We start from the raw sequence: 21,644 nt of genomic DNA, 5'->3' as shown, positions 1-21,644 counted from the left end.
ATTATTAACGCCCCGGTAAGATTTTCGGCGGTAGGGTGCCGAAGAGGCGGCAATGCTATGCCGATGCCAAGGGGCGGATGCCGGGTAGTATCCGGGGCGGATGCCCGGCAGAATCCGGAGCAGGCTGCCCCGCAAAAATCAGCCGGACCTGACCGGCGCAAAGACATAATGCGGGCCAGTTCCAGGCTCCAAGAAACAGGGGCGCAAAGCCCCGCATGTATTGAGGCGCTTCGTGGTGAGTAAGTCGAGCAGGACACTCCCGAAAGTCGCGGTGCTGATGGGTGGCCCGTCAGCCGAACGCGACGTATCGCTGTCCAGCGGCCGTGAATGCACGGTTGCTTTGCGCGGTGAGGGGTTCGAGGTCATTGAGATTGATGCAGGCCGGGACCTGCACGCGCGTCTGGCGGATATCAAACCGGATGTGGTGTTCAACGCGTTGCACGGGCGCTGGGGCGAGGACGGCTGCGTGCAGGGCGTGCTGGAATGGCTGGGGCTGCCCTATACCCATTCCGGGGTGCTGGCCTCGGCGCTGGCAATGGACAAGCAGCGCTCCAAGGAAGTGTACCGCGCCGCCGGCCTGCCGGTCGTCGAAAGCGGGCTGTTTGCCAAGGCCGACGTGATGGCGGGCCATGTGATGGCGCCGCCCTATGTGGTGAAACCCAACAATGAAGGCTCAAGTGTTGGCATCTATATCGTGCATGAGGCCGCCAACGGCCCGCCGCTGCTGTCGGAGCAGATGCCTGCCGAAGTGATGGTTGAAACCTACGCGCCGGGCCGCGAACTGACCACCACCGTGGTGGGGGACAAGGCGCTGACCGTGACCGATATTCTAACCGACGGCTGGTATGATTACGACGCCAAATACAAGCCGGGCGGATCGCGCCATGTGCTGCCCGCCGACCTGCCGCGGGAAATCCATGATCTGTGCCTGGAATATGCGCTGAAGGCGCATGAGGTGCTGGGCTGCCGCGGCGTGAGCCGCACCGATTTCCGCTGGGATGAGGCGCGCGGCGCCGGCGGGCTGATCCTGTTGGAGACCAACACCCAGCCCGGAATGACGCCGACCTCGCTGGTGCCGGAGCAGGCAGCACATCTGGGCATGACATTCGGCGAACTCTGCGCCTGGATGGTGGAGGATGCCTCATGCAACCGCTGAAGGGGCGCTTGCGCCGCAGCAGCGGCGGCGAGGGACGGGCGGATCCGGCGCCGTCGCGGCTGAAGTACCGGCTGCAGCGCTGGATGCTGACGCCGGGTATCCGGTTCGGCCTGCGCGTCGGGGTACCGTTCTGCCTGATTTTTGCAGCCGGCAGCGCCTATCTTGCGGATGAGAGCCGCCGGGCCGCGCTGCAGGGGCTGGTCAGCGATGCCCGCGCCGCAATCGAGGAGCGGCCCGAGTTCATGGTCAATGTGATGGCGGTGGACGGGGCGGGCCCCAGTGTGGCGCAGGACATCCGCGTGGTGGTGCCGGCGGATTTTCCCGTCAGCTCCTTTGATCTGGATCTGGAGCAGATCCGCGATGTGATCACCGGGCTGGACCCGGTCAAGACTGCAAGCGTGCGGATCCGCCCGGGCGGCATCCTGCAGGTGGACGTCGAGGAACGAACGCCGGCGCTGATCTGGCGCAGCCGCGAGGGGCTAGCGCTGCTGGATGAGAACGGCATTCACGTGGCCGAGCTGGGCCGCCGCAACCTGCACCCGGACCTGCCGCTGATCGCGGGCAAGGGGGCCGGGCAACACGCGTCACAGGCGCTGCAGCTGTTTGCTGCAGCCAAGCCGCTGGGGCCGCGGCTGCGCGGACTGGTCCGGGTGGGCGAGCGGCGCTGGGACGTGGTGCTCGACCGCAAGCAGCGGATCATGCTGCCGGCAGAGCAGCCGGTGCGGGCGCTGGAGCGGGTGCTGGCGGTAAGTGAAGTGCAGGATTTGCTGGAACGCGATGTGGCAGCGGTGGATATGCGCCTGGCTGGGCGCCCGACCGTGCGTATGACCGAAAACTCAGTGGAAAACTGGTGGCGGATCCGGCAGCTGAATGGGGGCGGGCAGTAGCATGACAGATCTCTATCAATCGCAGCGGGCGATGCGGCAGATGCGGCGCCAGGCGATGCAGCGCGGCGTGGTGGCCATTCTGGACGTGGGCAGCTCTAAAATCGCTTGCCTGGTGCTGCGCTTTGACGGCACCGGCCGCTTAAGCGAGGACGGGTCCATCGGTGCGCTGGCCGGGCAGTCGGGGTTCCGGGTTATCGGGGCGGCGACCACGCGGTCGCGCGGGGTCCAGTTCGGCGAAATCAATGCCATGCAGGAAACCGAACGCGCCATCCGAACCGCAGTGCAGGCGGCGCAGAAGATGGCAGAAGTGCGGGTTGACCACGTGATCGCCTGTTTCTCGGGCGCCAATCCGCGCTCTTACGGGCTGGATGCCAAGCTGGATCTTGAAGGCCAGGTGGTCTCGGAGCATGAGGTGGCGCAGGTGCTGGCGTCCTGCGAGGTGCCGGAATACGGCGCGGGCCGCGAGGTGATACATGCGCAGCCGGTGAACTTTGCGCTGGATAACCGGTCCGGCCTGGGGGATCCGCGCGGTCAGATGGGGCAGACGCTGGCGGTCGACATGCATATGCTGACGGTGGATGCCATCGCGGTGCAAAACCTGGTGCGCTGCATCCAGCGCTGCGATCTGGAGCTGGCGGGGATTGCCTCCTCGGCCTATGCCTCGGGGTTTTCGGCGCTGGTCGAGGACGAGCAGGAGCTGGGAGCGGCCTGTATCGACATGGGCGGCGGCTCAACCTCGATCTCGGTCTTTATGAAGAAACATATGATCTATGCCGATGCGGTGCGTCTGGGCGGCGATCACATCACCAGCGATATTTCGATGGGGCTGGGGGTGCCGCTGACCAACGCGGAGCGGATCAAGACCTTTTGCGGCGGGGTGCATGCCACCGGTGCCGACGACCGTGACATGATCGACATCGGCGGTGATACCGGCGATTGGGAGCATGACCGGCGCACTGTCAGCCGGGCCGAGCTGATCGGCATCATGCGGCCCCGCGTCGAAGAAATCCTGGAAGAGGTGCGGGCAAGGCTGGATGCGGCGGGTTTCGAGTATCTCCCCAGCCAGCAGATCGTGCTGACCGGCGGCTCCAGCCAGATCATGGGGCTGGACGGGCTGGCCAGCCGTATCCTGGGCCAGCAGGTGCGTCTGGGGCGGCCCTTGCGCGTTCACGGCCTGCCGCAATCGGCGACCGGGCCGGGCTTTGCCTCAGCCGTGGGTCTGTGCCTGTTTGCGGCGCATCCGCAGGACGAATGGTGGGACTTCGAGATGCCCGCCAGCCGCCATCCGGCGGGCACTTTAGGCCGCGCCGTGCGCTGGTTCCGGGACAACTGGTAAGCCGCTTTTCAATTCTGCCTGACGGGTCAAAGAGGGCGTGACAGCGCCGGCAGGACCCGTTAGGTTGTTCTTAACGTCCGCGGCAAACGCGGCGATTCAGCAGGCCGGGCAGTGGCCAGCCACGTATCAGGAAAGATGCCTTCTGCAGAAGTGATTTTGCGGGCGTGACAGCTGTGTTGTGTGTGGCTTGTGTTGAATCCCCCATATCTGCTAGGGACGGCGAAATACCGCGGTTTAGACCTCAGAATGAGGCCGTATTTTGTGGCACATTGTGCTTTTTGGGATGACGAAACTCCCTCTGCGCGGTAGGATTATGGTGAATAGCACAGGAAAAAGCCCTTTGCGGGAAGGGCGGGTAACACAGGCGGTATGAGCATGACGTTGAATCTTTCGATGCCCGGGCAAGAAGAGTTAAAGCCGAAGATCACGGTATTTGGTGTCGGCGGGGCCGGCGGCAACGCCGTCAACAACATGATTGCCAAGGAGTTGGACGGCGTTGAATTCGTCGTGGCCAACACCGACGCGCAGGCGCTGCAGCAGGCCTCGGCCAAGAGCCGCATCCAGCTGGGTGTAAAGGTCACCGAAGGCCTGGGCGCAGGCGCCCGTCCGCAGGTGGGCTCGGCTGCGGCTGAGGAAAGCATTGAGCAGATCGTCGACCATCTGGCCGGCGCGCATATGTGCTTTATCACTGCCGGCATGGGCGGCGGCACCGGCACCGGTGCGGCGCCGATCATTGCGCAGGCTGCGCGGGAACTGGGCGTGCTGACCGTCGGCGTTGTCACCAAGCCGTTCCAGTTCGAGGGTCTCAAGCGGATGCGCCAGGCTGAGGCGGGTGTCGAAAGCCTGCAGAAGGTTGTCGATACGCTGATCATCATTCCGAACCAGAACCTGTTCCGTCTGGCCAATGAGAAGACAACCTTCACCGAAGCGTTCTCGATGGCGGATGATGTGCTGTATCAGGGCGTCAAAGGCGTGACTGACCTGATGGTGCGCCCGGGCCTGATCAACCTCGACTTTGCCGACGTGCGCGCGGTGATGGACGAGATGGGCAAGGCGATGATGGGCACCGGCGAAGGCGAGGGCGAGGATCGCGCGGTCCAGGCCGCCGAAAAGGCGATTGCCAACCCGCTGCTGGACGAAATCAGCCTGCGCGGTGCGCGCGGCGTGCTGATCAACATCACCGGCTCGCATGATTTGACCCTGTTTGAACTGGACGAAGCCGCCAACCGCATCCGCGAGGAAGTGGATCCGGACGCCAACATCATCGTCGGCTCGACCCTGGATACCGGTATGGAAGGCAAGATGCGGGTCTCCGTTGTTGCCACCGGTATCGACGCTGTGGATGTGAACACCGAAATGCCGGTGCCGCGCCGTCCGATGTCGGCACCGCTGCGCCAAACCGTCAGTGTCGAAGACACCCGTCCGGCGCCGCTCGAGCTGGAAACACCGGTTGCCCAGCCCGCCGCTGCGGCCGCACCGGCCCCGGAGCCTGTTCAGCCCGAAGCTGCCGCGCAGTTGGAAGAGCCTTCGCTGTTCGAAGAGATGAACGCGCAGCAGGCCGCCGCGCAGGAGCAGGCTGAAGACATCTTTGAGGAGCCGGAACTGGTGGACAATGACGGTCTGCCGCCGCCGGCCTATCAGCCGCAGGTTCCGGAGTTCCGCCCGCAGGCAACAGCAGCCGAGCCGCAGCCCGATGCTTTTGTGGCGCCGCGGGCCCCCGCTCCGGGCACCCCGTCGCCGCAAGCGCTGGAGCGCCTGCAGGCGGCAGCGCAGCGGGTCCAGCAGCCGCGTGCGGCGGCGGCCCCTGCCGCGCCGGCACCGCAGCAGCAACAGCAGCAGAATGCACAGCAGCAGCCCGACGGGCAGCGCCGCTTCGGGCTGAATTCGCTGATCCACCGGATGACCGGCACAGCCGATGCTCCGGCAGGCAAACAGCCGCCGCAGGCCGCACGCCAGCAGCCGGCCATGCAGGCCCCGGCCGCCGCAGCCCAGCAGCAGCCGGTGCAGGCGCAGCAGCATGACCCGGACCAGGAACGCATCGAAATCCCCGCTTTCCTGCGCCGCCAGGCCAACTGACGGATCACAAAACAGATTTAAAAAGCCGCCTTCGGGCGGCTTTTTATTTTTTCATTTCAGCTAGTTAGGCTATTTTGAGCGGTGTTTTGCTTATCTGTTACAGCCATGTTTCAATCCGTTACAAAGATTGAGTTGTAGGTTTTTTTGCAAAACCTTAACTCTCGTTCGCAACACGGTCCCATGAGGCCGGAAACAGTGGAACGAGGCGCAACGTGCAGAATACGCTCAAAGCATCGGTAGCATTTGAAGGGCCCGGCCTGCATTCCGGCCAGCCTGCACGTATGGTCCTGATCCCGGCTCCGGCAGGGCATGGCATCGTCTTCAAGCGCACCGACATTGCATTGGGCAACACTCTGGTTCCGGCGCGCTGGGACCTGGTCGAGCGCAGCCCGCTGTGCACCCGGCTGATCAACACCTCCGGTGTCAGCGTTTCCACCGTCGAACATATCATGGCCGCATTGGCCGGTTGCGGCGTGCACAACGCGCTGATTGAAATCGACGGGCCGGAAGTGCCGATCGTTGACGGCTCCTCGGCGCCGTTTGTGCGCGGCATCATGCAATACGGCGTGCGCCGGCTGGGTGTGCCGATCATGGCATATGAAGTACTGAAGCCGGTGACGGTGGAGAAGGACGGCGCCCGTGCCACCCTCCTGCCCAGCGACCGGCTGAGTATTGAATTCCATATCGACTTTGCCGAGGCCGCCATCGGCCGTCAGAGCAAAACCTTGGATATGCGCAATGGCAGCTTTGCACGCGAGCTGTGCGACAGCCGCACCTTCTGCCGTCAGGCAGACGTGGAAGCGATGCAGGCCAACGGCCTCGCCCTAGGCGGTGTGCCGGGCGAAAACGCGGTTGTGTTTGACGGAGAACGGGTTGAGAGCGGCGCGGGTCTGCGCCATTCGGATGAGCCTGTGCGCCACAAGATGCTGGATGCCCTTGGGGATCTGGCGCTGGCTGGGGGGCCGATCTTGGGGCGGTATGTTGGCGAGCGCGCGGGGCATGCGCTGACCAACACATTGCTGCGTGCCTTGTTTGCGGAGCCGGGCGCGGTCCGGGCCGTCGCCTGCGATGCGGCGATGACTGCGCGGCTGCCGGGGCAGGGTCTGATCTGGTCGGAAATTCCGGCCGAACAGCGGCGCGTGGCATAAGGCAAAAAACCAGGAACGAGCGGCAGACTGGCCCGGGGCGTGAGTGTCCCGGGTCTTTTCCTGTGCTGAGGGCGGCAGAAGGGAGCGGGAACAGCAGGGCGGACTTGACCATTGCCCGCTTTCTCTGCCATGTGAACGCGGAAGTGGCGAAAGGCGTTTTGCACGCCATTTGAATGTGCTAGAGACGGCATAACCGGGGCGGACACCCGTAAGTAAAGACGGTGAGGTTAGGCACTATGAACGGCATCAGGGCGGGAGCCAAAACCCTCGGCGCGGTCCTTCTGATGGCGGCCCTTGCGGGCTGCGGCGGAGACGGCGGCGCGGTCAAGAAAGGCGAGTCGCTGGAAGCCTTCACGCCCGAGCAGATCTATGGGCGCGGCGAGTTTGAGCTGGCCCAGAAACAGCCCAAGGACGCGGCCTATTACTTCTCCGAGATTGAGCGCCTGTACCCCTATTCCGAATGGGCCAAGCAAGCGGTGATCATGCAGGCCTTTGCCTATCACAGCACCAAGGATTACGAGAACAGCCGCGCCGCTGCGCAGCGGTTCATCGACTTTTACCCGGCGGATGAAGATGCGGCTTATGCCCAGTATCTGCTTGCCCTCAGCTATTACGATCAGATCGACGAGGTTGGCCGCGACCAGGGCCTGACCTTTCAGGCGCTGCAGGCGCTGCGCACGGTGATCGAGGTCTATCCCGATAGCGAATATGCCACTTCGGCGATTCTGAAATTCGACCTGGCCTTTGACCATCTGGCGGGCAAGGAAATGGAGATCGGCCGCTATTATCTGCGCCGGGGCCATTACACCTCAGCCATCAACCGGTTCCGGGTGGTGGTCGAGGATTTCCAGACCACCAGCCACACAGCCGAAGCGCTGCACCGGCTGGTTGAGGGGTATTTGTCGCTGGGCCTGACCGACGAGGCGCAGACCGCGGGTGCCATTCTGGGTCATAACTTCCAGTCCACCGAATGGTATGACAGCAGCTATAAACTGCTGACTGCAAACGGGCTTAAAATGCGGGACCGCGGCAATAACTGGCTGAGCCAGATCTACCGTCAGACGGTCAAAGGGCAGTGGCTGTAACGGCTGCTGCTGCACGGAGGCGGGGCTATGCTGCGCGCGCTTGATATCCGGGATATCCTGATCATTGATCATCTGGAGCTGAATTTTCAGCCCGGTCTCAATGTGCTGACCGGTGAGACCGGCGCCGGCAAATCCATTCTTCTGGACAGTCTGGGGTTTGTGCTGGGCTGGCGCGGCCGCGCCGAACTGGTGCGCCAGGGCGCCGCGCAGGGCGAGGTTCTGGCTGAGTTTGATCTGGCCGAGGGTCATCCGGCGCATGCGATTCTGGAAGAGGCCGGCCTGCCCGGCGGCGAGACACTGATCCTGCGCCGGGTGAACACGGCAGAGGGGCGCAAGACCGCTTGGGTCAACGACCGGCGCTGCTCGGGCGAGGTGCTGCGGGCGCTGTCGGAAACCCTGGTGGAGCTGCACGGCCAGCATGACGACCGGGGGCTGCTGAACCCGCGCGGGCATATGGCGCTGCTGGACCAATATGCCAATGTGCAGGGATTGCTGGCCTTGGTGCGGGCGGCCTGGACCGGCGCGGCCAAGGCGCGCAAGACCGTCGGGGCCACGCGGGCGGCACTGGATGCGGTGCGGGCCGAGGAGGAATTCCTGCGCCATGCGGTGGGCGAGCTGGACAAGCTGGACCCGCAGCCGGGCGAAGACGATGCGTTGGATACCCGCCGCCGCCAGATGCAGGCGGCAGAGCGCATCCGCGGCGACATCAGCCGCGCCCATGCCCTGCTGAGCGAGGGTGCCGAGGGCGCCATGGGCGAAGCACAGCGCTGGCTTGAGGGTGTTGCCAGTCAGGAGAGCGATACCGGGCTGGAGGAGCCGCTGGCAGCCCTTAGCCGCGCGATGATCGAACTGGGTGATGCCCAGGACGGGGTTGAGCGGGTGCTGGGCTATCTGGAATTCAATCCGGGCGAGCTGGAAGACTGTGAAGAACGGCTTTTTGCGATCCGCGGGCTGGCGCGCAAGCATGATGTGCAAGCGGACGAACTGGCGGGCTATGCCGAAACCCTGCGCAGCAAGCTGGCCGCACTGGATGCCGGCGATCAGGACCTGGCCGATCAGGAGGCCGCTTTGAAGGCCGCCGAGGCCGCCTATACCCAAGCCGCAGAACAGCTGAGCGCCGCCCGCCGGGAAAGTGCTGCGGCGCTGGATCAGGCGGTGATGGCGGAACTGGCGCCGCTCAAGATGGAACGGGCGGTGTTTGAAACCCGCATTTCCAGCTGCGCGCCAGGGCCCGAGGGCATAGACGCGGTGGCCTTTACCGTCGCCACCAATCCGGGCGCCCCGGCAGGGGCCTTGAACAAGATCGCCTCGGGCGGCGAGCTTAGCCGGTTTTTGCTGGCGCTGAAGGTCTGCCTGCGCGGCGAAGATGCCAGCAAGACCTTGATTTTCGATGAAATCGACCGCGGTGTCGGCGGTGCGACTGCGGATGCCGTGGGCCGCCGCCTGCGCAGTCTGGCGGCCAGCGGCCAGGTGCTGGTGGTGACCCATTCGCCGCAGGTGGCAGCGCTTGGCGGCCATCACTGGCAGGTGCGCAAACAGGTTGTGGACGGCATGACCCTGTCGCAGGTGGTGCCGTTGGCCGATACTGCGCGGGTGGATGAGCTGGCCCGCATGGTGTCGGGTGATACTATCACCGAAGAAGCCCGCGCTGCGGCCCGTGCCTTGCTGGCCGGGTAACCAGCCGGAATACTGCGACCGGAAAACTGTTGCGGGTGAGGGTTCTTTAACTGGCTTATGACAGTTGTAGGCTATTAAATAAGAAAAGACCCGCTGACAGGTTATGGTAGAAGAAATCCGTTCATCGCTTTCCTCAATTTCTGTGCAATGGCTGGCTGGCCTGAAAGACATCTGGCGGGTGCTGCGCCATCGCGGCCCCAGCCAGTTCCAGTTCTGGCTGATCGCCCTGCTGATCGGCGTCGCTGCCGGTTTTGCCGCGCTGTTCTTCCGCAAGGGGATCTCGGCATTGCAGGCCTGGGTCTATGGTGCGCCGGATCTTGATTATCTGCATTCCCACGCGCAAGAGCTTCCCTGGTATGTTCTGGTCGCCATTGCCGCCGGCGGCGGGCTAGTGGTCGGCCTGATCCTGGACCGCTTTACGCCGGACGGGCGGGTGCGCTCGGTTGCGGATGTGATCGAAGGCGCCGCACTGCATGACGGCAGGGTCGAGCACAAAGAGGGGCTGGCCTCGGCGCTGGCGTCTTTCATTACGCTGTCCACCGGCGGATCCACGGGCCGGGAAGGGCCGGTGGTGCATATGGCGGGGGTGATTTCGGCCTGGGTCAGCAACCGGATCAACGCTGATGGCATTACCGGGCGCGACCTGTTGGGCTGTGCAGTTGCGGCGGGTGTTTCGGCCAGTTTCAACGCGCCGATTGCTGGCGCGCTGTTTGCGATGGAGGTGGTGCTGCGGCATTTCTCGGTCAACGCCTTTGCGCCGATCGTGGTGGCCTCGGTTGCTGGAACAGTAATCAACCGGCTGGAATACGGCGATGTTACAGAATTCACCCTGAACACCCCCGGTGCGCTGCAGTTCTATGTGGAGCTGCCGGCCTTTCTGATCCTGGGCCTGATCTGCGGCCTGGTGGCGGTGGCGCTGATGCGGGCGATCTTCTTTGCCGACAAGGTGGGCAACACTGTGCAAGAGCGGCTGGGCCTGCCGCGCTGGCTGCGGCCTGCGGTCTCTGGCGCGATGCTGGGGGTGATCGCTGTCTGGTATCCGCATATCATTGGTGTCGGTTATGAAACCACCGTGCTGGCGCTGACCGGCGGGCTGCTGCTGGGGCAGGCGGTGATTTTCACCGCAGTCAAAACCGCCGCCGTGGCGATCACCATGGGCGGGCGCATGGGCGGCGGGGTGTTTTCGCCGTCGCTGATGATCGGCGCGCTGACCGGGCTGGCCTTTGGCCTGATCGCGACTGCGGTGCTGCCGGATGTGTCCGGCACCCACACGCTTTATGCTTTTGCCGGCATGGGGGCTGTTGCCGCTGCGGTGCTGGGGGCGCCGATCTCCACCACCTTGATTGTGTTTGAGCTGACCGGCGACTGGCAGATCGGCCTGGCGGTGATGGTGTCGGTGTCGATGTCCACGGCTCTGGCCTCGCGGCTGGTGGACCGCTCTTTCTTCCTGACCCAGCTGGAAAAGCGCAATATTCATTGTGCCGCCGGACCGCAGGCCTATTTGCTGGCACTGATCCGCGCCGGTGCGGTGATGCGGCCGATGGGCGACAGCCGCTGTGCGCCGCTGGAGGACTGCCAAGCGCTGGTTAAGGAAGGGCTGTGCATCCGCGCTTCGGCGTCTCTGGAGGCTGCAATGCCGGTGTTCGACCGGGCCGAAGCGGCCTTTCTTCCAGTGATGATGGAGGAGGGCGGGACGGAGGAAATCATCGGCGCGCTGTATCATGTGGATGCGTTAAAGGCCTACAACCGTGCCTTGGCTGCAACCGCAGCGGAGGAGCACAGATAGGCGGGACCGGGCTGCTGTGTATCTGATCACCGCATCCCGACCGGTGCATCCATCGTCTAATACGGGGAAAAACACAGATTCCGTCCCCAAAGCTGTGCGATATCGGTGACACGTAAAGGTAAAGTTAAAAACCCCATTGCCCCGCAGCGGTGCCTGAACCAACACTGTAAGCGGATTATTGCTTAGCTTACTCAAACGGTAGGGAATCATGCGCAATTTCGAAATCGGCTCGCAAGAGGCTGGTGCGAACAACAAGGCAGACGAACGGGCAAACGAACGGGCAGCGCTGGAAGCAGTGATCAACTATGCGATCCAATGCGCCCGCGAAACCGACATTCTAGGCGCAGGTGATGCGCTGGAGGAAGCCAGGCTGAACCTCAGCCGCGCCGTTTTGGCCTGAACCCCGGCCTTTGCGGTACAATAGCTGCCCCAGCGGCGCCGGCTCCCGTTGCGGAACCGGGCCGGCTGTTGCTGCAGCGGGCATCTGGCTGCGGGAACGGGTTCCCGCAAATGCAAAACACCGGCGCTGGTGCACCGGTGGGGGATCTTCTTTACGGGACGTTCTGCTCCTGCGGCCCGGGTGCGGTGCATTTCGTGAAACGGCCCCGCAACCCGGATAACCGGCTTAGACTTGTTCAACCTTGACAGAGTCGCTCAGCACGAACGCCAGGCAGCCCTTGATTTCAGCCGCCGCTTCAGCCGGGTCTTCATAGCTCCACGCTGCGTTTTCGGTGACAGACGACTTGTTGGCGATCGAAAAATAGCTGGCCTCGCCCTTGTGCCGGCACTGGGCGGTTTTGCTGGTGCGGTCCAGGAAGGCCATGGCGATGTCTTCGCGCGGGAAATAGATGACCGGATCCATATCGCCCTCTGTCAGCTCCAAAGCATTGGAGCTTTCCCCCAGTACGGCGCCGCCGGAGCGGACGGTCCAGGTGCCTTCGGCCTTACGGATACGGATAGTGGTCATGCGTGTTTTTCCATTCTCTTCGTGCGTGTCGACGTTGGTTCAGTCTATGTAGCAGCCTATGTAACACCTCAGTGTCACAAGGGGGCGGTTGCGGCATCAAGCCACGCCTTTGCGGCGGGGCTGAGCAGCGGTCCGGTCTTTGCCGAAACCTCTTGGTGATAGCTGTCGAGCCAGTCTTTCTCGGCGGCTGACAGCATCGCGGTGTTCACCAGCCGCCGGTCAATGGGGGCAAAGGTGAGCGTGCGCCAGGACAGCATTTCGCGCTCGGCGTCGCTGGTGTCAAGGGCCGGGGCCTGTTCAACAACCAGAAGGTTCTCGATCCGGATGCCAAAGGCGCCTTCGCGGTAATACCCCGGCTCGTTTGACAGGATCATGCCGGGTTCCAGCGGCACGTGGCTGGTGCGTGCCAGCCGCTGCGGGCCTTCATGCACGCTGAGGTAGGCGCCGACGCCATGGCCAAGACCGTGGTTGAAATCCTGGCCTGCCAGCCACAGCGGCATCCGGCCGATGCATTCGATATCGCGGCCTGCCAGCCCCTTGGGCCAGCGCAGGCGGGACATGGCGATCATGCCCTGCAGCACGCGGGTATAGGCGTCGCGTTCCTCGGCTCCGGGGGTGCCGATGGCGATGGTGCGGGTGATGTCGGTGGTGCCGTCGAGATACTGGCCGCCGCTGTCCAGCACCAAAAGATGCCCGTCTTCCAGCCGCGTGTCGGTTTCTTCGGTCACCCGGTAGTGCATCACCGCGCCGTTCTCTCCGGTGCCTGCAATGGTCTCGAAACTGATGTCGCGCAGAGCTTGGTCTTCACGGCGCAGCGCTTCCAGTTTCGTGACCGCGCCGATTTCGGTGATGGTGCCAGGGAGCTGCGCGTCGAGCCAGGCCAGCATTTCGACAATTGCCGCGCCATCGCGCAGATGGGCGGCGGCGCTGCCTGCAATCTCGGCTGCGTTTTTGCGCGCCTTGGGCAGGGCGCAGGGATCGCCTGCGGGCACCATCCGGCTGCCTAACGCGTCCGCCACGATCTGCGGCAGGGTTCCGGCGTCTGCGGCGACGGAGCCGTTGAGCGCCGCTGCGGCCTTGAGGAACGCTTCGGGCGGGTGCAGGGTGACGGTGCTGCCAAAATGATCCTGCAGTCCTGCCAGCTTGTCCGCGGCCATGAACAAATCCACCCGCGCGTCGCTGTGCAGGATGGCAAAGCCGTGTGCCACCGGGTTGCGGGCCACATCGGCGCCGCGGATGTTCAGCAGCCACATGATGCTGTCGGGCAGGGTAATGACCGCCGCCGCCTGGCCTGCACCGTGCAGGTCCTTGGCCAGCCGCGCGCATTTCTCAGCAGCGCTTTCGCCCGCGTAATCAAGAGGGTGCGCGGCAACAGGTTGCATCGGCGGTGCGGGCTGGTCCTGCCAGATCCGGTCCACCAGGTTGCCGCATTGTGTCAGGGTGATGCCGCTGCCCTTCAGATCCTGGGTCAGCGCGGTGATCTGGCCCGCTGCATGCAGCCAGGGGTCAAATCCGATCTTGCCGCCTTCGGGAAGCTGTGCCTTCAACCAGCCGGCCAGCTGCACCTCGGGCCAGGGCACCGGCGTGAAATCCGCGGCCACCTGGCGTTTCACCTGGGTGCGGTAGCGTCCGTCGATAAATACACCGGCAATGTCCGTGAGGGCGGCACAGAAGCCGGCCGAGCCGGTGAAACCGGTGAGCCAGGCAAGCCGGTCATCCCGCGGCGCCACGTATTCGCCCTGATGGGCGTCGGCTCGGGGCACCAGGAAACCATCCAGATTTTCGGCTGCCAGCTCCCTGCGCAGGGCCGCCAGCCGGGGCGGGCCCTGTTCCGGGCGGGCGGTCACATCGAATGTCTGGAACATGGGTATCTCTCCTGCTGAAAGGCGGGGCGGATTGGGGCGGATGGCCCTGGCAGCGCAAATGAAAAGGCGCAGCAGCGGTGCGCCCCTTCTTGTCCCAAATCGCCTTGCTGCTGGCAAGCCTGACAGCATGGGTTTGCTGCAGACCTTGCGGCACAGGGCAAGCGGGGCGCTCCCGCCCGGTGTCAGGTCATCTTGCGATGCCCTTCGCCCCGTTGGGCCGGGCACCAGATGCTGCGCATCCGGTGCCGCCGCGCGCGTCAGCGCGCGGCCACGCCCAAGGCTGAGGGCAGCATCCTGGATGCTGGCCAAAGGCGCGGGAGGGCACATTTGGCTGAAGGGAGAAGGCTGAGGTCAGCTGGCGCGTTTGATGCCCATCACCCGGGCGCGGGCGCGCGGGTCGCTGTCGAACAGCGCCGCCAGCTGCTCGGTCATTGCGCCGGCCAGCTGCTCCACGTCGGTGATCGTGACCGCGCGTTCATAGTAACGGGTCACATCATGGCCGATGCCGATCGCCAGCAGCTCCACCTGTTTGCGTTTCTCCACCATGGCGATCACGTCGCGCAGGTGCTTTTCCAGATAGTTCGCCGGGTTCACAGAGAGCGTCGAATCGTCCACCGGCGCGCCGTCGGAGATCACCATCAGGATCTTGCGTGCCTCCTGCCGGGCCGTCATCCGCCGGTGCGCCCATTCCAGCGCCTCGCCGTCGATGTTTTCTTTCAACAGGCCCTCTTTCATCATCAGGCCCAGATTGGTGCGGGTCCGGCGCATCGGCGCATCGGCGCCCTTGTAGATGATGTGGCGCAAATCGTTGAGGCGGCCGGGTTGCTGCGGGCGGCCCTCGTTCAGCCAGCCCTCGCGCGCCAGCCCGCCTTTCCAGGCACGGGTGGTGAAGCCAAGGACTTCGACCTTCACGTTGCAGCGTTCAAGCGTGCGCGCCAGCACATCAGCGCAGATCGCCGCGATTGAGATCGGACGGCCGCGCATCGAGCCGGAGTTGTCCAGCAGCAGCGTCACCACGGTGTCGCGGAATTCAGTGTCCTTCTCGCGCTTGAAGCTGAGCGGTGTTGTCGGGTTGGCGACGACACGGGCCAGGCGGCCGGCATCCAGCGTGCCCTCCTCCAGATCAAACTCCCATGACCGGTTCTGCTGCGCCTGCAGGCGGCGCTGCAGCTTGTTGGCAAGGCGCGAAACTGCGCCCTTCAGCGGCTCCAGCTGCTGGTCGAGGTAGGCGCGCAGGCGTTCCAGTTCGGCAGGCTCGGCCAGGTCCTCGGCGGCAATTTCCTCATCATTGGCGTCCTGAAACACCTTATAGTCCGGATCGGCCTCGGATGCGGGCGGCGGGGCAGGCGGCTCCAGCGGCGCTTCGCCGTCGGGCATTTCGGTGTCCTCGGCGAACTCGTCATCCGCCATCTCGTCCATCGAGACCTGGGCCTGGCTCTCGTCCTGCTGCTGTTCCTGGGATTGCTCGGGGCTGGCGTCGGCCTGTTCGTCCTCGCTGTCGTCCTGGCCGGTGCTGTCCGGATCGTCCTGCTCTTCGGCGTTGTCCTCAGCATCGTCATTTGCGTCGTCGTCCAGCTCATCCGGGTCATCACCCAACTGGTCACCATAGCCGAGGTCGGAAATCACCTGCCGCGCCAGTTTGGCGAATGCTGCCTGGTCGGCAATCGTCTCGTCCAGGTTTTCCAGCGTGCCGCCAGCCTGGGATTCGATGAAACCGCGCCACAGCTCCATGATGTTGGAGGCGCCTTCGGGCAGCGGGCGGCCAGTGGCCAGATGGCGGATCAGATAGCCGGCTGAGGCGGCCAGCGGCGCCTCGGAAGACGACTTCATCTGATCATAGCCGCGGCGGATCGACTCATTGCGGATCTTGACGTCGATGTTAGAGGCGGTGCCGGGCATGTGGCGCGCGCCCATCGCCTCGCAGCGGGCGGTTTCCATCGCCTCATAGAGGTCGCGGGCCATTTCGCCCTGCGGAGTATATTTGGCGTGGGTGGCGTCGTCGTGGAATTTGTGGCGCAGCGCCAGCGCGTCGGCGGTGCCGCGGGCCAGCAGAACCTCTTCGCGGGACATCCGGCGCGAGACCTGCGGCAGCCGCATTGAATCACCCGACAAGCCTGACGGGTCAACGGTATAACTGACGGACAGTTCCGGGTCGTTGGCCATCACCTTGGTGGCTTCGGCCAGCGCCTTTTTGAACGGATCGGCTGGGTTGTCTTTGGGCTTTTTCATGGTCGCAAGCAATCCTTAGTCCAAGCATTCCGTCTTGCGCGGCCGTTGTCCAGTATTCTCTCAGGACCTGATTGAGGGCGGTGCCCGGCCGCGGGCGGGAAACGAAGCGCCCGCTCCGCTTTGCCGAAGGCGAACCTTTTGGTTCGGCAGGGCGGTCGGGCACTGCCCGGCCTGCCGGCCGGGCGGCACTTTGCTGTTAGCCCAGCGAAACGCTCGCGGCGCTTTCCGGCAGCTCTTCGTCAAAGCAGCGCTGGTAGAACTCGGCCACGGTCTGGCGCTCCAGCTCGTCGCATTTGTTCAGGAACGACAGACGGAAGGCATAGCCCACGTTACGGAAGATCTCGACGTTTTGGGCCCAGTTGATCACGGTCCGCGGCGACATCACGGTCGACAGATCGCCGTTCATGAAGGCGGTGCGGGTGAGGTCGGCAACGGTGACCATCTGGCTGATGGTCTTGCGGCCTTCGGCGGTGTTGTAATGCGGAGCCTTGGACAGGATGATTGCGGCCTCGGCATCATGGCTCAGGTAGTTCAGGGTCGAAACCAGCGACCAGCGGTCCATCTGGGCCTGGTTGATCTGCTGGGTGCCGTGGTACAGGCCCGTGGTGTCGCCCAGGCCAACGGTGTTGGCAGTCGCAAACAGGCGGAAGAACGGGTTCGGAGTGATGATCTCGTTCTGGTCCAGAAGGGTCAGCTTGCCGTCATGCTCCAGCACCCGCTGGATCACAAACATCACGTCGGCGCGGCCTGCGTCATATTCGTCGAACACAATCGCAACCGGGTTGCGCAGCGCCCAGGGCAGGATGCCTTCGTGGAATTCAGTGACCTGCTTGCCGTCGCGCAGCTTGATCGCATCCTTGCCGATGAGGTCGATCCGGCTGATGTGGCTGTCGAGGTTCACCCGCACGGAAGGCCAGTTCAGGCGCGCCGCGACCTGTTCGATGTGGGTCGATTTGCCGGTGCCGTGATAGCCCTGGATCATCACCCGGCGGTTGTGGCTGAAACCTGCCAGGATGGCCAGCGTGGTTTCCGGATCAAACTTGTAGGTGGGGTCCACGGCCGGCACCCGGTCCGAGGTCTCGGCAAAGCCCTTGACGGTCATGTCGGTGTCGATCCCGAACACATCGCGCACCGAAACTGTTTCGGTCGGTTTCGCATCCATATCCACAAAGCCGTCGGTCATCGCAGTCGATCCTTATCCCTCATCCCTGCTGTCAGGGGTCAATTCGCGGGATTGGTGCCTGATCTGGCGGGCAAGGGCAAGGGAAAGTAACGCCAGAAACCAGCTGAGGTTGCGATTGTTCCGGATCTGGACGGGCATGAGGGGAAAGGCTGGCAGCGTCCCATCTGACGCACAGCGCCCCCAGCCGGGCAGCGGGGGGCGCGTTTTGCCGGCTCTTGCTGAGCTTTGGGGGGGTAGGCTGCGGCCGGCACATCTTTGGGTAACCGGTCGTGGCAGCACACGTCAAAGAAATAAAAAGTCTATCTTAACGTTTCGGCGAAAGACCGCCCATAGCAGCCTGGCCTGAGGCGGTTTCCCGTGACACGGGCCGCGGGGCGGCCGGTGCAGGGCGTCAGGCGGCCAGCGCCGGCGGGGTGAACTCCAGCCCGGTCAGCAGGGTGATTTCGCGGCGCATCCCGGCGCCGAGGTTTTCCGGCCTCGCATAGGCCAGGCAGATTTTGTCGAAGACGCGGCAGCTGACTGGCATCGTGCTGGTGACGCCGGCAGACGCGAACAGCGGGCTGGATTTGGCTTGGCCGGCGGTGTTCTGCAAGGCGGCTTGTGGTCCTTCCAGGATGAAATGCACCTGTTCACCGCTGCGGATCATCATGCCGGTGGCGCCGGCATCGCGGAAGGCCGGGCGGTTCCGGCTGATGAATTTGGCGATCTGCTGATGGCTGGTTCCGGCGGTCAGCCGGGCGGTGAGGATGAGGCGGTGCATGGGCTGTCTCCTGTTGGGGCAGGTAAGCGGATCTGGTGAGATCAATTTACGCGGGAAATGCCCGCTCTGCCTGCCTGCAAAAGGATAGAAACCCCACTGCGGCGGCTGCAAAAGCGCTGCCGCCTGACCCAAAGGATAGCTGCCTGACCCTTGGCGCCTGCCATGCCATGGCCGGGGGCCGCCTTCGGCAAAAAAAGAGCGGCCCCAGGCCGCTCTTTGCGCATCCGTGTTCCGGCCGCCTATTTGAAGCTTTTGCTGTCCTTGATCTGGTCCCAGGCCCACATGACTTCTTGCAGCTGCTCTTCCTGGCTGCGGTCGCCGCCGTTGATGTCGGGGTGCAGCACCTTGATCAGCTTCTTGTAGGCCTTGCGGATATCGGCCTTGGTCCAGTCGTCCTTGGCTTCCAGGATCTCGATCGCGCGGCGCTCGGTGGGCGGCAGGCGGCGGCCCGCCTTGGCAGCCCGGCCCGGGTTCTGCGTCGCATTGACGCCCAGCACCTGATGCGGGTCCTCAATGCCGAGACGGGCCCAGGCGCGGGCCTCGGGGTCGCCCATCGGCTTGGTCTCGCGCTCCCAGACCTTGTCCTTGGACTGCTGCGCGTTCAGCTCGGCCTCGGTGGTGCCTTCAAAGAAGTTCCAGCCGTTGTTGTATTCGCGCACGTGCTCCTGGCAGAACCAGTAGAAATCATCCAGAACATCCGGCGCCTTGGGCGCGCGGAACTTACCGGCTTCTTCGCAACCGTCCTTGTCGCATTGGCGGACGGAGGTCTCGGACGCGCCGGTGGCGGCCCGGCGTCCGCGCGGATTTTTCTTTTTGGCTGAGCGGATGGACATATCAAAGCCAAAGGGATCGGACTTGCTCATGGGGGCGCACCTTCTAGACGCATCTGTTCGACTCGGAGGCAGCAGTTTAGTCTAAGGTGCGCCAGATAGAAGGGGGCGCGCCGAAAAAATTATGGGGATGAGCGGAAAATGAACGTGAAGAAAGAGATGGAAGCAGCGCTGCAGGCGGCCTTTGCCCCCAGCGCGCTGGAGGTGGTGAACGAAAGCCATAAACATGCAGGCCATGCAGGCGACGATGGCTCGGGCGAGAGCCATTTTGCAGTGATGATCCGCGCCGGAGCGTTCGAGGGTATGAACCGGGTGGCGCAGCACCGCGCCGTGCATAAGGCGCTGGGGGGTATTGTGCCGCGCATTCACGCACTGGCGCTGGATATCGGGGTCTAGGCACCCGGGCGCGGGAGGATCAGTCCTCCCCGTCGCCTTTCTGTTCGGCGCGTTTCTTCAGCGCGGCAGTCATGCCGGCAACCGGACTGAGTTCCTCGACACCATCATCCGACTGCATCCTGGCGGCGCCCGGACCGGGCACCTGGGTTGCCTCTGGCGGCGCCTCCGGATCGCCGGCCGCCGCGGTGAGCGGCGGTGTGTGCGGCTCGGAATGGCGGAACTCGACTGAGGGGGCAGCGGGTTCCTTGCGGCCTGGTGCCGGCAATTCTGCCGGCTGATCCGCGGCCAGCGCCCGGCGGAAAACCATCACATTGCGCCAGTTGGTGGTGGAGCCTGTAAGGCCGGACCGCTCCTCGCTTGGCAGCAGTTCGGCGCGCTGGAATTCCCAGCCGCCGGCAGCCATCTCATTCAGCAGACTCTCAACCGAATTGGCAAAGCGCGCCTCCGGAGTCTTGACCCCTTTCGCCTTGGTGCCCTTGGCCGGGGCGGGGACAACTTTGTATTCGTAGGCTTGCATTTGCTTTACTCTTCCTGCTTGAGGGCTTGTAGCAAGCAATTTGGAGCGGGCCAAGACAGGTAATTGGCTTGATGACCGGGGGCGGCCTGCCGGAACGCAATCGTGGATGCGCTGGCGGAAGGCCGTGAAGCCGCCCAGTGGTGTCTGTTCAGACCCCGCCGGGGCAAACAAAAAGGGCGCCGGCGGCGCCCCTCTTAAAAACTGCGTCCGAAAGCGGTCAGCCGCCCAGTTTCTGGGCCACCAGCTTGTTCACGGCAGCCGGGTTGGCCTTGCCGCCGGTGGCTTTCATCACCTGGCCGACAAACCAGCCTGCCAGTTTCGGGTTCACCTTGGCCTTTTCCACCTGCGCCGGGTTGGCGGCGATGATTTCGTCCAGGGCGGTTTCGATGGCGCCGGTGTCGGTCACCTGCTTCATGCCGCGCTCTTCGACGATCTGCGCAGGGTCGCCACCTTCGGTATAGACGATCTCGAACAGGTCCTTGGCGATCTTGCCCGAGATGGCGTCCGAGGAAATCAGATCAATGATACCGCCGAGCTGCGCCGGGGAAACCGGCGAATCGCTGATGGCGTGATCTTCTTTCTTAAGGCGGCCGAACAGTTCGTTGATCACCCAGTTGGCAGCCAGCTTGCCGTTGCGGCCATTGGCGGTTTCTTCAAAGTAGGCCGCGGCCTCGACCTCGGCGGTCAGCACCGAGGCGTCATAGTCGCTAAGTCCGAAGTCTTTGATGAAACGCGCCTTTTTCTCGTCCGGCAGTTCCGGCAGATTGGCGGCGATGTCATCGACCCAGGCTTGTTCGATCTCCAGCGGCAGCAGGTCGGGGTCGGGGAAATAGCGGTAATCATGCGCTTCTTCCTTGGACCGCATGGAGCGGGTTTCGCCCTTGTCCGGATCATACAGGCGGGTTTCCTGGTCGATCTTGCCACCCGCTTCGATGATGGCGATCTGGCGGCGGGCCTCGACTTCGATGGCCTGCTGGATGAAGCGCATGGAGTTCATGTTCTTGATCTCGCAGCGGGTGCCGAGATGATCGAAATCCTGGGTTTCCTGGTACTTCTCGTACTGGCCCGGCAAGCAGACCGAAACGTTCACGTCGGCGCGCAGATTACCGTTCTGCATGTTGCCGTCGCAGGTGCCCAGATACTGCATGATCTGGCGCAGCTTGGCGATATAGGCGGCGGCTTCTTCCGGCCCGCGGATGTCGGGGCGCGACACGATCTCCATCAGGCAGACGCCGGTCCGGTTCAGGTCGACAAAGGACATGTTGGGATCCATGTCGTGGATCGATTTGCCCGCGTCCTGCTCCATGTGGATGCGCTCGACCCGCACGTTGCGTGCGGTGCCGTCGCCCAGTTCCACCAGCACTTCGCCCTCACCCACAATGGGGTGGTAGAGCTGTGAAATCTGGTAGCCCTGCGGCAGGTCGGGGTAGAAGTAATTCTTGCGGTCAAAGGCCGACCACAGGTTGATATCCGCCTTCAGGCCCAGCCCGGTGCGCACCGCCTGTTCAATGCAGTATTCGTTGATCACGGGCAGCATGCCGGGCATTGCTGCGTCCACAAAGGCCACATTGGAGTTCGGCTCGGCGCCGAATTTGGTGGAGGCGCCGGAGAACAGCTTGGACTTGGAGCTGACCTGGGCATGCACCTCCATGCCGATGACCAGTTCCCAGTCATGCTTGGCGCCCGCGATCACCTTGGGCTTGGGGAGTTCATATGTCAGGTCGAGCATGGTTTTCCGCCGTATCC

18 protein-coding genes are annotated in these 21,644 nt (G+C 63.8%); 10 read left to right on the top strand and 8 right to left on the bottom strand.

Features of this window, described 5'->3' with window-relative positions; genetic code table 11:
* Nucleotides 1-235: 235 nt before the first annotated feature.
* From ETW24_RS13145 to ETW24_RS13105, 9 genes are all read left to right on the top strand, one after another.
* Nucleotides 236-1,156 carry a D-alanine--D-alanine ligase gene (locus ETW24_RS13145; RefSeq protein ID WP_129371468.1) on the top strand — a complete coding sequence of 307 codons (921 nt, stop codon included), beginning with the start codon at nucleotides 236-238 and terminating at the stop codon, nucleotides 1,154-1,156.
* Entirely contained in the window at nucleotides 1,144-2,043 is a 900-nt protein-coding gene (locus ETW24_RS13140; protein WP_129371467.1) for a cell division protein FtsQ/DivIB, read from the top strand. The genes ETW24_RS13145 and ETW24_RS13140 overlap by 13 nt, the downstream gene beginning before the upstream one ends.
* 1 nt (nucleotide 2,044) lies before the next feature.
* Entirely contained in the window at nucleotides 2,045-3,379 is a 1,335-nt protein-coding gene (gene ftsA, locus ETW24_RS13135) for a cell division protein FtsA (protein WP_129371466.1), read from the top strand.
* Between the two features lie 375 nt (nucleotides 3,380-3,754).
* Nucleotides 3,755-5,455 carry a cell division protein FtsZ gene (gene ftsZ / locus ETW24_RS13130; RefSeq protein ID WP_129371465.1) on the top strand — a complete coding sequence of 567 codons (1,701 nt, stop codon included), beginning with the start codon at nucleotides 3,755-3,757 and terminating at the stop codon, nucleotides 5,453-5,455.
* Nucleotides 5,456-5,667: 212 nt separating this feature from the next.
* Complete coding sequence (gene lpxC, locus ETW24_RS13125; RefSeq protein ID WP_129371464.1) at nucleotides 5,668-6,603, top strand: UDP-3-O-acyl-N-acetylglucosamine deacetylase; 936 nt, start codon at nucleotides 5,668-5,670, stop codon at nucleotides 6,601-6,603.
* Between the two features lie 236 nt (nucleotides 6,604-6,839).
* Nucleotides 6,840-7,688: an outer membrane protein assembly factor BamD gene (locus tag ETW24_RS13120; protein ID WP_129371463.1), complete on the top strand. Its 849-nt coding sequence runs from the start codon at nucleotides 6,840-6,842 to the stop codon at nucleotides 7,686-7,688.
* 27 nt (nucleotides 7,689-7,715) lie between these two features.
* Complete coding sequence (gene recN / locus ETW24_RS13115) at nucleotides 7,716-9,365, top strand: DNA repair protein RecN (RefSeq protein ID WP_129371462.1); 1,650 nt, start codon at nucleotides 7,716-7,718, stop codon at nucleotides 9,363-9,365.
* 103 nt (nucleotides 9,366-9,468) lie between these two features.
* The gene (locus ETW24_RS13110) at nucleotides 9,469-11,151 is read left to right on the top strand and encodes a chloride channel protein (protein ID WP_129371461.1); all 1,683 of its coding nucleotides are present in this window, start codon (nucleotides 9,469-9,471) and stop codon (nucleotides 11,149-11,151) included.
* A 208-nt stretch (nucleotides 11,152-11,359) separates the two neighbouring features.
* Nucleotides 11,360-11,551 carry a hypothetical protein gene (locus tag ETW24_RS13105; protein WP_129371460.1) on the top strand — a complete coding sequence of 64 codons (192 nt, stop codon included), beginning with the start codon at nucleotides 11,360-11,362 and terminating at the stop codon, nucleotides 11,549-11,551.
* Between the two features lie 225 nt (nucleotides 11,552-11,776).
* Here ETW24_RS13105 and ETW24_RS13100 read toward each other — a convergent pair whose 3' ends face one another.
* The 6 genes from ETW24_RS13100 to ETW24_RS13075 form a co-directional block, all read right to left on the bottom strand.
* Complete coding sequence (locus tag ETW24_RS13100; RefSeq protein WP_129371459.1) at nucleotides 11,777-12,118, bottom strand: DUF427 domain-containing protein; 342 nt, start codon at nucleotides 12,116-12,118, stop codon at nucleotides 11,777-11,779.
* 74 nt (nucleotides 12,119-12,192) lie between these two features.
* The gene (locus tag ETW24_RS13095; protein ID WP_129371458.1) at nucleotides 12,193-13,983 is read right to left on the bottom strand and encodes an aminopeptidase P family protein; all 1,791 of its coding nucleotides are present in this window, start codon (nucleotides 13,981-13,983) and stop codon (nucleotides 12,193-12,195) included.
* A gap of 351 nt (nucleotides 13,984-14,334) precedes the next feature.
* Complete coding sequence (gene cobT / locus ETW24_RS13090) at nucleotides 14,335-16,212, bottom strand: cobaltochelatase subunit CobT (RefSeq protein ID WP_129371457.1); 1,878 nt, start codon at nucleotides 16,210-16,212, stop codon at nucleotides 14,335-14,337.
* A 196-nt stretch (nucleotides 16,213-16,408) separates the two neighbouring features.
* Nucleotides 16,409-17,395, bottom strand: coding sequence for a cobaltochelatase subunit CobS (gene cobS, locus ETW24_RS13085; RefSeq protein ID WP_129371456.1), 987 nt, complete (start codon nucleotides 17,393-17,395; stop codon nucleotides 16,409-16,411).
* Between the two features lie 391 nt (nucleotides 17,396-17,786).
* A complete protein-coding gene (locus tag ETW24_RS13080; RefSeq protein WP_129371455.1) occupies nucleotides 17,787-18,155 on the bottom strand; it encodes a hypothetical protein in 369 nt (122 codons plus the stop codon).
* A gap of 239 nt (nucleotides 18,156-18,394) precedes the next feature.
* The gene (locus ETW24_RS13075; protein WP_027258359.1) at nucleotides 18,395-19,018 is read right to left on the bottom strand and encodes a DnaJ domain-containing protein; all 624 of its coding nucleotides are present in this window, start codon (nucleotides 19,016-19,018) and stop codon (nucleotides 18,395-18,397) included.
* A gap of 108 nt (nucleotides 19,019-19,126) precedes the next feature.
* On the opposite strand from ETW24_RS13075, the gene ETW24_RS13070 reads away from it, so the two are divergent.
* Nucleotides 19,127-19,381: a BolA family protein gene (locus ETW24_RS13070; RefSeq protein ID WP_129371454.1), complete on the top strand. Its 255-nt coding sequence runs from the start codon at nucleotides 19,127-19,129 to the stop codon at nucleotides 19,379-19,381.
* Between the two features lie 19 nt (nucleotides 19,382-19,400).
* Here ETW24_RS13070 and ETW24_RS13065 read toward each other — a convergent pair whose 3' ends face one another.
* Nucleotides 19,401-19,898 carry a DUF4177 domain-containing protein gene (locus ETW24_RS13065; protein WP_129371453.1) on the bottom strand — a complete coding sequence of 166 codons (498 nt, stop codon included), beginning with the start codon at nucleotides 19,896-19,898 and terminating at the stop codon, nucleotides 19,401-19,403.
* A 217-nt stretch (nucleotides 19,899-20,115) separates the two neighbouring features.
* Nucleotides 20,116-21,627 (bottom strand): Asp-tRNA(Asn)/Glu-tRNA(Gln) amidotransferase subunit GatB, encoded by a 1,512-nt coding sequence (gene gatB / locus ETW24_RS13060; RefSeq protein WP_129371452.1) that lies wholly within the window; start codon nucleotides 21,625-21,627, stop codon nucleotides 20,116-20,118.
* Nucleotides 21,628-21,644 lie beyond the last annotated feature (17 nt).

Origin of the sequence: Leisingera sp. NJS204 (genome assembly GCF_004123675.1) — a bacterium.
Lineage (GTDB): Bacteria > Pseudomonadota > Alphaproteobacteria > Rhodobacterales > Rhodobacteraceae > Leisingera.
Note: the sequence above shows the minus strand (reverse complement) of the source record. Positions and strands in the feature narration are given on the sequence as shown.

What these genes read in the sequence shown, in the direction of transcription:
- ETW24_RS13140 (WP_129371467.1), top strand. Translation starts at nt 1,144, where the DNA reads ATGCAACCGCTGAAGGGGCGCTTGCGCCGCAGCAGCGGCGGCGAGGGA.
- ftsA (WP_129371466.1), top strand. Translation starts at nt 2,045, where the DNA reads ATGACAGATCTCTATCAATCGCAGCGGGCGATGCGGCAGATGCGGCGC.
- ftsZ (WP_129371465.1), top strand. Translation starts at nt 3,755, where the DNA reads ATGACGTTGAATCTTTCGATGCCCGGGCAAGAAGAGTTAAAGCCGAAG.
- ETW24_RS13120 (WP_129371463.1), top strand. Translation starts at nt 6,840, where the DNA reads ATGAACGGCATCAGGGCGGGAGCCAAAACCCTCGGCGCGGTCCTTCTG.
- recN (WP_129371462.1), top strand. Translation starts at nt 7,716, where the DNA reads ATGCTGCGCGCGCTTGATATCCGGGATATCCTGATCATTGATCATCTG.
- ETW24_RS13110 (WP_129371461.1), top strand. Translation starts at nt 9,469, where the DNA reads ATGGTAGAAGAAATCCGTTCATCGCTTTCCTCAATTTCTGTGCAATGG.
- ETW24_RS13105 (WP_129371460.1), top strand. Translation starts at nt 11,360, where the DNA reads ATGCGCAATTTCGAAATCGGCTCGCAAGAGGCTGGTGCGAACAACAAG.
- ETW24_RS13100 (WP_129371459.1), bottom strand. Translation starts at nt 12,118, where the DNA reads ATGACCACTATCCGTATCCGTAAGGCCGAAGGCACCTGGACCGTCCGC.
- ETW24_RS13095 (WP_129371458.1), bottom strand. Translation starts at nt 13,983, where the DNA reads ATGTTCCAGACATTCGATGTGACCGCCCGCCCGGAACAGGGCCCGCCC.
- cobT (WP_129371457.1), bottom strand. Translation starts at nt 16,212, where the DNA reads ATGAAAAAGCCCAAAGACAACCCAGCCGATCCGTTCAAAAAGGCGCTG.
- cobS (WP_129371456.1), bottom strand. Translation starts at nt 17,395, where the DNA reads ATGACCGACGGCTTTGTGGATATGGATGCGAAACCGACCGAAACAGTT.
- ETW24_RS13080 (WP_129371455.1), bottom strand. Translation starts at nt 18,155, where the DNA reads ATGCACCGCCTCATCCTCACCGCCCGGCTGACCGCCGGAACCAGCCAT.
- ETW24_RS13075 (WP_027258359.1), bottom strand. Translation starts at nt 19,018, where the DNA reads ATGAGCAAGTCCGATCCCTTTGGCTTTGATATGTCCATCCGCTCAGCC.
- ETW24_RS13070 (WP_129371454.1), top strand. Translation starts at nt 19,127, where the DNA reads ATGAACGTGAAGAAAGAGATGGAAGCAGCGCTGCAGGCGGCCTTTGCC.
- ETW24_RS13065 (WP_129371453.1), bottom strand. Translation starts at nt 19,898, where the DNA reads ATGCAAGCCTACGAATACAAAGTTGTCCCCGCCCCGGCCAAGGGCACC.
- gatB (WP_129371452.1), bottom strand. Translation starts at nt 21,627, where the DNA reads ATGCTCGACCTGACATATGAACTCCCCAAGCCCAAGGTGATCGCGGGC.